We start from the raw sequence: 12258 nt of genomic DNA, 5'->3' as shown, positions 1-12258 counted from the left end.
ACAAATGATAATAAATTCAAAAAATATCAGTAAATATTGTAAAACTTACGACAAATCCGACAAGCGCAAGCAAGTCGGATTTATAAGCATATTTATTTATTGCAATCCTGTTGAGCCAAAACCTTTATCAGATCGGTCTGAAGAAGGAAGTTTTTCAGCAGGAATAAAATCAGCCTTTACGTATCTTTGAATTACTAATTGAGCTATACGATCTCCTCTATGGAATTCAGCCGTATGCTCAGGATCCAAATTAATAAGCGGAACCTTAATCTCACCGCGATAACCAGCATCCACAGTTCCAGGAGCATTCAAAACAGTAACTCCTTGCTTAACTGCAAGACCAGAACGCGGGTGTACAAGGGCAACGTATCCTGCAGGCAACGCAATCGCGACTCCAGTCGGAACAAGCGCACGCTCAAAAGGTTTCAAAACAAAATCTTGAGTAGTACGCAAATCCGCACCAGCATCCGAAGCATGAGCATAATGAAGAGGCTCCATCGGCTCAGAATCATTATCGAGATAACTAATAAGCACCTCTAACTGTTCTGGTCCGTTATAAGTTTCATCATATGCCATTAAGCTGCGCACTCCTTGCAAATAGGATGGTTTTCAGTAGAAGATTCAGCAAGCTGACTGCGATGCTTAACCAAGAAGCATTCTGAGCAAATAAATTCATCACCTTGCATAGGAATTACTGTCACAGATGCATCTTCACCACTAAGATCTGCACCAGGCAACTCATAATCTTCAGCAATAGCATTCTCATCATCGTCAATCTCATTAGAAGAGTTCTGCGAACCCTTGATTAACGCTTGCAATGACTCTTCATCCTCATCTTTACTACGAGGGGAATCATAATCTTGTGCCATTATGGTCCTTTCGTTCTCTAAAGCTTCTACGCGCATAGCATACATGAATGCCACCCCGCACAGAATACACGTTTTTAAATATATGTAAAATGTTAAAGAATGCAGAGTATAGACTAAAGTATATAGATAGTATTGTTGGAAGCGAGGAAAGTGGTGTACAATGCTTGAAAATCCGCCAAAAACGGCGAGTTTCGATCATGTGGATGAGAATGGCGATTTAATTTTTATTTTCGAAAACACGCCGTTAAAAATTTTCATGGACGACACGCTGAAGCACGCCATAACAGAATCACAGCGCATTAAAGATAAAAGTAGTGAGAAATCCGAAGAAGGAACCTCAACATCTAGTGCGCTTCCTATATCACAAATTCAAGCCCTTATTCGAGCAGGTATTGACCCAGCTCATGTCTCGCAACGCTATCATATTAGCGAATCGCAGGTTAGAAGATTCTCTGCTGGCGTCGAAACAGAAAAGCAATACGCTATAGAGCAATTCTTAGCTGTTCCAGCTCCTAAGCAAAGTAATATGCGAACTCTTTCAGATTTAATCGAGCGAACACTAGCAAAAGCTCGCATTGGAATGGAAACAGTGAAATGGAAAGCCACTCGTAGAGGACTTGAACCATGGCGAATTGTTGCTCAATTCAACACTGCTACTCGAACAATTAAAGCTGAATGGACTTGGAACATGCATGACAATACTGTTTCGTGCATGAATCCTTCCTCTAGACTTTTGCTTGGCGAAGAAATAACATCTTCAGCTCACGTAAATACAAATAAGTCTTCATTCACTACTCCTTATCGAGATAATGTAAATGCGGCTTTTCCTTTTGAAAATAGTGAACTTCCTGGAAATTCAATACGTTCAGCAAGAATTGAACGCGCTATTTCTCAATGGGAGCTTAACGATAAAAACTCTAACGCAAATTCATTAGCAGTTTCTAACGATGCAAATCAATTTGATTCCAGTGAAGATTCACAATTAAACAATCAAAATGAAGTAAACACTCTTGCGGATTACGTAAATAAATCATCCGCATCCGCGCCAAAGAATTCTTCAAACGGAAATGAAAAAGTTAGTGCACCTTCCAAACTGAATGTGAAAGCAAATCATAGTTCCAACAGAGGCAATACATCAGCTAAAGTTGGAAATAAATCTGATAATGCTACAAACACCAATATTTCTGACACTAATTCTGATTCAGAAAGCGCTTCGAAAATAGCAGAAAGCTCTAAATCTTCTAGATACTCTCAAGAAGATTTATTGCTACAAAAAGATGACATATCAAAATTATCAGCTTATGAAACTTCACAATTAAATGCTCAAGAAGCTTCAAATAGTACAATAAAGCATTCCAATAAGCGCACTAATTCTCAAAAAGCTGAAATAGGTACAAGCGCAAACAACGAAAAGCATGATTCTAATAAAAGCCAGAATCTTTCAGATGCTTCTACCCTGATTTCAGCTGAAAACACGAATGCGGCTGAAAAATTAAATAACGAAGAAAAACAACGTCCTAATGAGCATAAGAGAAAAAGCGGAAGATCTGCTGTTCCTAGCTGGGATGAGATTTTATTTGGAGAAGGATGATTTTAGAAAGCTATCTATAAAACATCTAAATACCTTGCTTAATCACAAAGTCGATTAACAAAATCAGTCGACCAAATCAATTAAGCAAGGTATCTCCATTTCAAGACGCGTCATAGATCCATGCACACTTGGCAAACTCATAGCTTTTTCAGATTGCATTCGAGAATCAACTATTGTAACGCGATTCTTAGCTTGAACAATCACATCACCTAAAATTTCACGAGCTCTACTACAAACATCACCAAAAACACCATCTGAAATAGCTTGATCTTTAGTTCTAACTAATGCTTTATCTTCTAAAACATTCCTCCAATTTTGAGCTAACTCATCTGCGCTAACACCATCCTGTGCGTAAAGCATTACGGATCTAGGCTCTCCAGCAACTAAAGAAACACCTTTCATTAATTGTGCATTCTTAGCTATGTCAATGCGCTGATTAGCGTCAGATTGAATCATTCCATGATCAGCAGTAATAATAATTAAAGTTCCACTAGCACACTGTTTACGCAATAATCGCAATTGCTCATCAACTTGCTCAAAAGCAGCAATCCATTCTCCAGAATCGCAACCGTAATTATGGCCAACCTTATCTGTATCACGCAAATACATATAAGTAAGTCCAGGTTCAAATGTTGTTTTAGCAGCAGCGAAAATGCGAGCGCGCGGAGTTCCACCAGTTATATAATTTGCTCCACGTAATGCAGCAATAGTAAGAGGAGAATTTTCAAATTTAGGAAGACTTACACTATCAGAGCGAACACCTTGCTTTGATAATAATTCAAAAATAGTTGGCTGACGTTGCAAATCTTCTGGATTCGGGGCATCACGAAATTGAATCAACTGAGCTAAAGCGCCCGTTTCATGATTTTTTTGAGTATATCCAGTCATACATGTAAGACCTGGGCAAGTTCCGGTTCCAAAAGTACTCATTGCTGCAACTGTTGTACTAGGCAAACACGAATAAATCGGACGCTGATTTAACGGTTCTTTCATAAGCGAGCGAAGATAAGGAGCATGCCCAATTCTATTAACAATATTCCAATAACCTAAACCGTCAACAAGCACAACAATTGCTTGACGCGCACATGGAATATTTAAAGCTTTTCGCAAAAAAGAAGAATCTTCATGAATAGCAGTTCTTACTGGAACACCAATCGCATCGCAAATTGCAGGAAGAACAGACGATAAATGTAAAGCACCGCCAAAATTATAAATAGACGACGACTGCCAATCGCCATATCCAACTTTTTCATCAAATCGCAGCAACTCTTGCAAAGACAGCATTTCAACGCTCATACATATCATTGAACCACTTTATGAAGAAAACACACAAGTTTAACTAATCAAGCACATCAAGCACATCAATTACATCAATCGCATCAATCACAAGTTTCATCAAACAATTAAACTATTCCAACACCTTGTGCACATAAATTGCTATTATGATACTTTGTAAAATCATTCCAAGGAGTTACATCATGCCTTCACGCCGTCATTCAACAGCACCTGCTTTTGACCCAAGAAAAGTTAAAGAGCATATTGTTGAAACGCCGCTCAATGAAGAAATGAGCAAGTCGTTCTTGGAATATGCTTATTCCGTTATTTACGCACGCGCTTTACCTGATGCACGAGATGGTATGAAACCAGTTCAAAGAAGAATCGTGTATCAAATGGGCAATATGAATTTAAGCCCTGATCATGCTTATATGAAATCCGCTCGAGTAGTCGGCGAAGTAATGGGTAAATTGCACCCTCACGGCGATTCTGCAATTTATGAGGCAATGGTTCGTTTAGCTCAGCCATTCTCTTTGCGACTCCCTCTGGTTGATGGACACGGAAACTTCGGCTCCTTAGACGACGGTCCTGCAGCTTCGCGTTATACAGAAGCGCGTTTAGCACCTGCAGCTTTAGGCATGAATGCAGATATTAACGAAGATACAGTTGATTTTGCGCCAAACTACGATAATAAGCTTAAAGAACCAACAGTTCTTCCATCCGCAATACCTAATTTACTTGTAAATGGAGCTTCTGGAATCGCAGTTGGCATGGCCACTAATATGGCCACTCACAACTTAGGAGAAGTAATTGCAGCTGCAAAGTATGTGATGAAGCATCCTGACGCAACTTTAGATGATTTAATGCAATTTATCCCAGGCCCGGATTGGCCAAACGGAGGAATTATTGTTGGTAGATCTGGAATACGCGAAGCATATGAAACCGGTAGAGGCGCTTTCACTACCAGATCCCAAACGCATATTGAAAATATTACCGCTCGTAAAAAAGCGATTATTGTAACTGAACTTCCATTTATGGTAGGACCTGAGCGAGTACTTGAGCGAATTTCTCAAGGAATTAAAGCTCATAAACTTGACGGAATTTCTGGAGCTATCGATTTAACAGATCGCCATAATGGCACTCGCTTAGTAATAGAAATTAAAACAGGATTTGATCCAAACGCAGTTCTTGCGCAACTTTTTAAGCACACTCCACTACAAGAAAGCTTCACGATTAATAATGTAGCTTTAGTGGACGGAAGACCGCATACTATGGGATTGCGTGAACTTTTAGACGTGTGGATTTCTCACCGCAGAACAGTAGTTCGCAGACGTAGCGAATTTAGAAGAACTAAAGCACAAGAACGCTTACACTTAGTTGATGGCTTATTACTTGCTTTACTTGATATTGATGAAGTGATTCAAGTTATTCGCTCTTCAGAAGATGCTGATAGCGCTAAAACTAAATTAATTAAAGTTTTCGATTTAGACGATATTCAAGCACAATATATACTCGATTTACGTTTGCGTAGACTTACAAAAATGAGTCGCATAGAACTTGAATCCGAACGCGACGATTTACTAAAGAAAATCGATGAATTAAATAAGATTTTAAGTTCTAATATTGAGCTTGATAAAGTTGTTATAGCAGACATGGATTCCGCTGTAAAGCAATGGGACACTCCACGAAGAACTATTCTTTTAGACGAACAAGAAGATGGAAGTTTCACCACAGTTCAAACTCGAAATACTAAAAGTTCAGATGCAGATATTGCTATGGCAGCTGTTCATGAAGCTAATAAGTTAACTTCCGTCCAAGCAGATGTTGCAGCAGCGAATGCAGCCCGTCTTGCTGGAGAATCTAATGCCGCAGCCGCAGCATTGCAATTAAGCGATGAGCCGTGCGCAGTTGCCTTAAGCGCATCTGGATTAATAGCTAGAACAAATATAGATACTTTTAATAAGTGGAAAACAAGCTCTAGAAATATTTTCGATACGCCTTGCCACAATATGTTTGTAACTACAACACGCTCAACATACGCCCTGATTACTTCAGCTGGCCGACTTGTTCTTGCGCATGTAGCTGATTTGCCTCAACTTAATTCGAACGTAAATGGTGAAGATTTACAAACTGAACCACTGCATCTATCTAGCGGCGTTAAAGCAAATGAATTATTAACATCAACTCAAAGCACAAGCCCAGTTGATGGAGAAAACGTTGTTTCTGCGCTATCACTTAATCCAGATAAACCAGAACCAATCGCTATGGGAACAAAAGACGGCGTAGTAAAACGCTGGAATAGCGATTCCCCTACTACCATGGATTCTTGGAGCGTTATTGATTTAAAGCCTGGAGATAGTGTAATTAATGCGGCTATTGCGCGCGACGATGACCGTCTAGTCTTTATTAGCTCGGATTCTTCATTACTAACTTTCGAAGCAAAACAGGTGCGACCACAAGGAAGAACAGCTGCAGGAATGGCAGGCATTCGTTTAGCAGATGGATGTATCGTATCAGCATTCTCAGTAGTTTCCAAAGATAATATTGCATGGAACTATGAAGAAGGCGATAATGGATTATTCTGCGCATCCGGAACTATTGTTTTCACAGCAGCAGGAGATGAAAATGCTCTGCCTGGCACAGATAATGGAGCAGCTAAACTAACGCCACTAGCAATGTATCCAACTAAGGGACGTGGAACTGGTGGAGTACGATCGCAAAGATTCTTGAAAGGACAGAATACTTTGTTACACGCGTACGTTGGAAATTATCCACTTTATGCTGTTACTCCTGGTGGCTCAAATGTTGAATTACCTAAACCAGATATGCGACGGGATGCTTCTGGAACAGAGCTAGTTTCCCCTATTGCACATATTGGCTAGATAGAAAGTTAAAAATAAAAATCGCGGTTAGCAATATAACAAAAATGGTGCCTTCATTCTAATAACGAAGGCACCATTTTTATATTAAGTTTAGATTATTTTTGCATTATAACCTTAGACTCATGCATTTCTTCAAGCAAATCTTCCACCAAATATTCATCACTCATGCAATGCATATCCGAAATACCGTTACGCATCACGTGGAAAGCGTTTGCTTAATGTCAAAAGCTTAATAGGTGGGTGCATTTTTGCCCTTATGTAGCAGGGCTTAGCGTAGTTAAACGTTAAAAGGTTTAATGATTGGTTTCTTTAGGCTGGTTTCTTGCAGTGTTAAATGCGGTTTTGCTATTTTATCAGTTATAACTTATAAATTATTGATCTTCTCATTAAATTTCACTTATAAGTGTGATAGACTGTAATTGGTTAAGGAATGAGGGTGAAATTTTATGATTAAACGCGAACTGTATATGAGCCGTATTCGTCCATTCATTGGAACTGATTTGATTAAGGTTATGACTGGTATACGCCGGTGTGGAAAGTCGGTTATGTTGAAGCTGATTCAGCAGGAGCTTACAGAATCTGGTGTTAGTTCGACGCAGTTTATTTCAATCAACTTTGAAGATATGTGCTATTCGCATCTTCTAACCGCTCAGGCGTTGAACGATGAGATTGTTAAACGTGCTAAAGAGATTGGTGGTAAGGTTTACCTCTTTTTTGATGAGATTCAGGAGGTTAAAGATTGGGAAAAGTGCGTTAATTCTTTACGTGTTTCTTTGGATTGTGATATTTACATTACTGGGTCGAATGCGAAGTTGTTATCTGGCGAGCTTGCTACTTATTTGGGTGGTAGATATGTGGAGTTTGTGATATATCCTTTCTCTTTTGGGGAGTTTATGGAACTGTATCACTCAGTCAGTCCCAATGCATCCAATCAGCAGTGTTTTCAAGAATACTTGCTTGCTGGGGGCATGCCTTACCTTGCAAATCTGCGTTATGTAGATGCTCCATCTAAGCAGTATCTTCATGATTTGTTTAATTCGGTTCAGCTTAAGGATATTGTGAAACATAATAAAATTCGTGATGTTGATTTGCTTGAACGAATCATTGCTTACGTGATTGCTAATGTTGGAACGACTTTTTCTGCAACATCTCTTGCAAAGTTTTTGAAAAACGAGCATCGTACTGTCGCTCCAGAAACGATTTTGAACTATATAAAATACTGTTGCGATGCGTACTTGTTCTATCAGGTAAAAAGAGAGGATTTGCAGGGCAAGCAGGTTCTTTCTTCTAATGAAAAGTACTATATTGCTGATCATGGTATTCGCGAGGCTATCTTCGGTGGCAATATGCGAGATATTAATCTTATTTTGGAAAATATTGTATATTTGGAATTGCTTCGTCGAGGTTATGAAGTGACTGTTGGCAGAATGGGTGACAAGGAAATTGATTTTGTATGCAGTAAGCGTGGTGAAAAACTGTATGTTCAGGTCACTTATTTGCTTGCTTCACAAGAAACGGTGAGTCGTGAGTTTGGAGTGTATGATGCTATTCGCGATAATTTCCCGAAATATGTTGTTTCTCTTGATGAGTTTGATATGAGCCGAAATGGGATTAAGCACAAGAATATTCGTGATTTTCTTTTATCTGATAAATGGAACTGAAAAAACCTGAGTATGGTTAGGATGCTTAGTTAAGGTGTTGGTTTTAGCATAAACACATGTTATATTTCTGCGTATTGTAAGTGGATGCGAAAAAGCTCGCACCTATTGAAAAAATTAAAAATTTTTTCTTTAATAAGGCTTCTGCTTAGTGTATTAAACATTAAACAGAAGCCTTAATTATTAACAAAACGTAAGCAATCAAAACTACGTATTATTTACCACTTATAACTAGTTTCTGCGCTTGCACGTTGCAGAAAATGATTTAGCTAGTCCGGCGATACCAGCAAAAAGCGAGGCAATTGCGGAAGAGAGAACTGTGGTTGTGGTTGAACCGGTTTGTGGAAGATTCTTAGCAGCATGCTTAGCTTCAGGCTTAGCTTCAGGCTGTTTCGGTTGCTCCGGTTGATCAGTTTGATCAGGAGCTGGCGCTGGCTCAAGTTCCTGCTCTGGCTCAGGCTCAGGAACCGGTGTTGGTTCCGGTTCCGGCGGCGTTGGAGGAGTCGGTGGTGTTGGCTTCTTAGTAACAGTTACTGTGGCAGATGCTGTTGCAGTAGCGCCACCATTATCCGTTACGCTAAACGTAATCTTATAGGAGCCAACTTTAGTATTATCAAAGCCACCGTTATCTGTTAGCTTTACTTTACCGGTTATATCACCATCTTCCGGATCTTTAGCAGACACTATAAGACTATTCAAATCAATCGAATCGCCTTCAGTAATCGTTTTATCTTGCAATTTAAGAATTGGAACCTGATTTAAAACAACAGCATTCAAATCATAAATAGCATAAACTGTCATATCGCTATCTACTTTAGTGCCAGCAAGAAACTCTGAGCCTTTACCATCAGAAGAAGTATTCCACATCATGAAAGAATACCCATACTTCGAAGGATTAGCAGGCATAGACTGATCACTAATAGACTCACCAGCTTGCACTTTTACTTTCGCATACTCACTTCCCTCGTTTATAAAAGTAACTGTATGACCAGCTTCTTTTATCCACTTCGGGAACACAACGAAAGTGTGATTTGTAGAGCAATACTGTGTACCGAGTTTACTACCAAACGTATTTACACCCTTGCTATCTCTAATTACAGCAAAAAAATATGGATAATCAATAAATGGCTTATTACCAAAATCCCAATACGCAACGGTTGTACTCTTAATAATCTTTTTATCATCATCATCCATGCGATCATATGACGTGTATGGATAACCATTCGACTTTTGCGCAACATAGAACTGCCAACCAACAAACTTGTAACCTGGTTTCGTAGGATTAGTTGTCGGGAATTGAATAGCATTATCTTTTACACGAATACGCTCAAAAATATTGTCATCATTATACTTGAAATTCCAGTTACCATCAGATCTATAGCTTCCATCAGCATTTTTTGCCTGCTCATACGAAAAGCACTTGTCTGCCACAGACTCATCCTTGGCATAAATAATTTCCAAGGCGTTAATACGGAACAATTTATTCTGATACGTTTTATTCGACCCTTTAGATGGAATCCATTTAAAATGACTTATATCGCCTTGAAATTCTTTTCCTTCATCTGCGGAAACATTATTATACGTCACATAATACGGGCTTGGAATTGTTCTGCCTACCACTGACACTTCGTACTCATGGCTTGAATCATAACTACCCAAGCTTTTTGTTGCGCTCGTAGCAGTATCAGGATTATAAGTGCCAGCAGTCGTTGCTACTATCTCGTTATCAGTTAAATCTTTTATCTGAAACTGGATCTTTGAAAACGCATCTTTAACGTCTTTTCCAATTTTGTCTGAGTTAGGACCAGGCCAATTCACAAAATTCAGTTGACCAAAATCGCTATTACCATTAATCAATGCATTTTTATTATCACTGTTCATGGTTTCAAATACAAGGCTAACCTTAAGCTCAGTTGTTTGTGTTTGAGGATCATGAGTTGGATTAACAACCGGCTTACCACTAGCAAAAAGCGCTTGATTAAAAATCGTTGGAGAAACTGAGTTTTCACTAACTTTAGACTTTGAATCAATGTTTGATTCAGTCTCTGTATCAGTATTTACAGCAGAATCTACATTAGATTTAGCGGTAGTCTTAACGACAGTGTTTACATTAGTATTTGTATCAAGCTTGACATCAGACTTTACACTACTCTTAGTCTCAAGCTTGGATTCAGTATTTGTATCAGAATTTGATTTCGAATTCGTTTCAGGTTTTATGTTATCTTTATCAGAAGAATCGGAAGAATCAGAAGACTTTATGCCATTCTTCCCAGAAGCATCGGTTTCTTGAGAAGAGCTATTTTCAATTAGGGGGGGGGGTAGTGACTTTTGCAGTAGAAACACCCGAAATATTAGGAGTAGAAACCTCAGCCGCATTCGCAGTCTGCGCTACGCAAAAAGCGCAAGCAGCAGTAGCAATACTCATCATTGTTGTAGACAACACAAGCACAGTTCTCTTGTTCATTTTTCCCTCTTATAAAATAAACAAATTTAAAAAACTTATAAAATAAAAATCACACAGCTGCAATCTCATCCTAAGAATGCAACCTCACTGACCAATATACCACAATTCAATATAATGTTTATACAAAATTATGAATTAAAAAACGTATCGAATAATTAAGACTCATGCATTTCTTCAAGCAGATCTTCCACCAGATATTCATCACTCATGCAATGCATATTCGAAATACCGTTGCGCATCAAATCGTAAGTAACCGAATGGTAAAACACGTCAAGCGCCTGCTCATAGCTCAACCCAGCACGCTCAGCAAGAAGACTTACAACTCTCGCATACTTCATTTGCAACAAAACAGGATTCGCATTCAAAATCCATCACTCCCCTAAATGTTTGCCACACCTTTTTCGCGCATGAAGGAAATAATATCGTTTGTAATATACTCTTTGCCTTGAGTATGTAAAGCATCATATGACGGAACAATATAAGACATAAGAATATTACTTTTCTTAGTCAAAGCATCATACGTATCGCGAGGGTCTTGATTAAGTTTCTTAGCAACATTTTCAATACAAAATATCGCAAAATCAAGCTTATCTCTATCAAAGGCCTCTTGCTTATTGTCATTCATCTTCAAGATCTTTCAAGAACTCATCAAATGAACTGTATTTTTTCACATTAGGATCATATTTAAGTTGTTCAGCTTCTTCAAACGCAGCAAGCGTATCAGCATTAGGAATATGATATTTCTTGCAAAGAGCACAATCTGTTGTAGATAGATCAGAAATAGAATCTAAATCAGGCATACAACCCTCCTACTGCAAATATTTGTTACTGGAAAAGACAAAATCAGCAACAATAAAAATGATACAATATTCAAAAACATAAGCAATACTGTAAGTAATCAAATGAGTTCAACGTCTTATTTAGACTAAATAAAAGTTTCAAATTTACATTTTATTGCATATCATCTTAAAGCATAAAAACAAGCCAAATAAATAAGGCTAATAAATTTTATTTTAGAGTGCTTATGAAATTATTTATGCATCAATAGATGCATTTTTCTTGATAAACACACTTATTTTTTGTATCATAAGAGCGGGGGTGGTATATGAACAAGAACTATAATCAGAATTACACAAAAGAAGAAATTTCAGCAATACTTGCAAAGATAAAAGACTGCATAAAGAATGACCGTTTTACCATCTCGTTAAACGAAAATCGTCAAGAAAACATAAACTTCATTCGAGAATACAACATGCGATCGGATATTCAGAAAAATATACTTCTCAACATAGAAGTGGAAGATTTTTGTCATTCGTTAAAAAACAAAAAAAGAGGCTATGAATATGAAACGCTTTACGTATTCGCACCACGCGTAAAACTATCACACGTAGGTAAATGTGAGATGGTAAACATTTACACGAAGTTTAATATCATTACTATTTCTCAGCAAAATAGAACAGTTGTTATTTCATTCCATAAAGCAAATAAACAGATAGATTATTTATTTAAATAATCTAAT

10 protein-coding genes and 1 pseudogene are annotated in these 12258 nt (G+C 38.1%); 4 read left to right on the top strand and 7 right to left on the bottom strand.

Translation table 11 applies throughout. The features are described 5' to 3' along the window. Positions 1 to 96: 96 nt before the first annotated feature. Both dut and BFS05_RS00660 read right to left on the bottom strand, forming a co-directional pair. Positions 97 to 576, bottom strand: a complete 480-nt coding sequence (gene dut / locus BFS05_RS00665; protein ID WP_103084153.1) for a dUTP diphosphatase — start codon at positions 574 to 576, stop codon at positions 97 to 99. Beyond that, positions 576 to 869: a DUF4193 domain-containing protein gene (locus BFS05_RS00660; RefSeq protein ID WP_103084335.1), complete on the bottom strand. Its 294-nt coding sequence runs from the start codon at positions 867 to 869 to the stop codon at positions 576 to 578. Before BFS05_RS00660 ends, dut begins: the two co-directional genes overlap by 1 nt. A gap of 160 nt (positions 870 to 1029) precedes the next feature. Between BFS05_RS00660 and sepH the strand changes: the two genes are divergently transcribed. Then, a complete protein-coding gene (sepH, locus tag BFS05_RS00655) occupies positions 1030 to 2460 on the top strand; it encodes a septation protein SepH (protein WP_103084152.1) in 1431 nt (476 codons plus the stop codon). A 63-nt stretch (positions 2461 to 2523) separates the two neighbouring features. On the opposite strand, the gene BFS05_RS00650 is transcribed toward sepH, so the two are convergent. Then, positions 2524 to 3756, bottom strand: a complete 1233-nt coding sequence (locus BFS05_RS00650) for an alkaline phosphatase family protein (RefSeq protein WP_103084151.1) — start codon at positions 3754 to 3756, stop codon at positions 2524 to 2526. 182 nt (positions 3757 to 3938) lie between these two features. Between BFS05_RS00650 and BFS05_RS00645 the strand changes: the two genes are divergently transcribed. Both BFS05_RS00645 and BFS05_RS00640 read left to right on the top strand, forming a co-directional pair. Beyond that, on the top strand, positions 3939 to 6617 hold the full coding sequence (locus BFS05_RS00645; RefSeq protein ID WP_103084150.1) for a DNA gyrase/topoisomerase IV subunit A: 2679 nt from the start codon (positions 3939 to 3941) through the stop codon (positions 6615 to 6617). A 446-nt stretch (positions 6618 to 7063) separates the two neighbouring features. Continuing rightward, positions 7064 to 8278: an ATP-binding protein gene (locus tag BFS05_RS00640; protein WP_103084149.1), complete on the top strand. Its 1215-nt coding sequence runs from the start codon at positions 7064 to 7066 to the stop codon at positions 8276 to 8278. A gap of 228 nt (positions 8279 to 8506) precedes the next feature. Here BFS05_RS00640 and BFS05_RS00635 read toward each other — a convergent pair. The 4 genes and pseudogenes from BFS05_RS00635 to BFS05_RS00620 form a co-directional block, all read right to left on the bottom strand. Beyond that, positions 8507 to 10739, bottom strand: a pseudogene (locus BFS05_RS00635) (InlB B-repeat-containing protein). 155 nt (positions 10740 to 10894) lie between these two features. Next, the gene (locus tag BFS05_RS00630) at positions 10895 to 11077 is read right to left on the bottom strand and encodes a DUF3791 domain-containing protein (protein ID WP_103084334.1); all 183 of its coding nucleotides are present in this window, start codon (positions 11075 to 11077) and stop codon (positions 10895 to 10897) included. 41 nt (positions 11078 to 11118) lie between these two features. Further along, complete coding sequence (locus BFS05_RS00625; RefSeq protein WP_103084148.1) at positions 11119 to 11364, bottom strand: DUF3791 domain-containing protein; 246 nt, start codon at positions 11362 to 11364, stop codon at positions 11119 to 11121. Further along, positions 11357 to 11539, bottom strand: a complete 183-nt coding sequence (locus tag BFS05_RS00620) for a hypothetical protein (RefSeq protein WP_103084147.1) — start codon at positions 11537 to 11539, stop codon at positions 11357 to 11359. Before BFS05_RS00620 ends, BFS05_RS00625 begins: the two co-directional genes overlap by 8 nt. A gap of 305 nt (positions 11540 to 11844) precedes the next feature. On the opposite strand from BFS05_RS00620, the gene BFS05_RS00615 reads away from it, so the two are divergent. Then, positions 11845 to 12252, top strand: a complete 408-nt coding sequence (locus BFS05_RS00615; protein ID WP_103084146.1) for a hypothetical protein — start codon at positions 11845 to 11847, stop codon at positions 12250 to 12252. The last annotated feature ends 6 nt before the right edge of the window (positions 12253 to 12258 follow it).

The organism is Gardnerella coleohominis (assembly GCF_002896555.1).
Taxonomy (GTDB): domain Bacteria; phylum Actinomycetota; class Actinomycetes; order Actinomycetales; family Bifidobacteriaceae; genus Bifidobacterium; species Bifidobacterium vaginale_F.
The sequence above is the reverse complement of the archived record's forward strand: the minus strand, read 5'-3'. Positions and strand labels throughout refer to the sequence as shown.

Excerpts from the sequence above, each read along its gene's own strand:
- BFS05_RS00645 (WP_103084150.1), top strand. The coding sequence starts at position 3,939 with ATGCCTTCACGCCGTCATTCAACAGCACCTGCTTTTGACCCAAGAAAA.
- BFS05_RS00625 (WP_103084148.1), bottom strand. The coding sequence starts at position 11,364 with ATGAATGACAATAAGCAAGAGGCCTTTGATAGAGATAAGCTTGATTTT.
- BFS05_RS00620 (WP_103084147.1), bottom strand. The coding sequence starts at position 11,539 with ATGCCTGATTTAGATTCTATTTCTGATCTATCTACAACAGATTGTGCT.
- dut (WP_103084153.1), bottom strand. The coding sequence starts at position 576 with ATGGCATATGATGAAACTTATAACGGACCAGAACAGTTAGAGGTGCTT.
- BFS05_RS00615 (WP_103084146.1), top strand. The coding sequence starts at position 11,845 with ATGAACAAGAACTATAATCAGAATTACACAAAAGAAGAAATTTCAGCA.
- BFS05_RS00640 (WP_103084149.1), top strand. The coding sequence starts at position 7,064 with ATGATTAAACGCGAACTGTATATGAGCCGTATTCGTCCATTCATTGGA.
- BFS05_RS00630 (WP_103084334.1), bottom strand. The coding sequence starts at position 11,077 with ATGAAGTATGCGAGAGTTGTAAGTCTTCTTGCTGAGCGTGCTGGGTTG.
- sepH (WP_103084152.1), top strand. The coding sequence starts at position 1,030 with ATGCTTGAAAATCCGCCAAAAACGGCGAGTTTCGATCATGTGGATGAG.
- BFS05_RS00660 (WP_103084335.1), bottom strand. The coding sequence starts at position 869 with ATGGCACAAGATTATGATTCCCCTCGTAGTAAAGATGAGGATGAAGAG.
- BFS05_RS00650 (WP_103084151.1), bottom strand. The coding sequence starts at position 3,756 with ATGAGCGTTGAAATGCTGTCTTTGCAAGAGTTGCTGCGATTTGATGAA.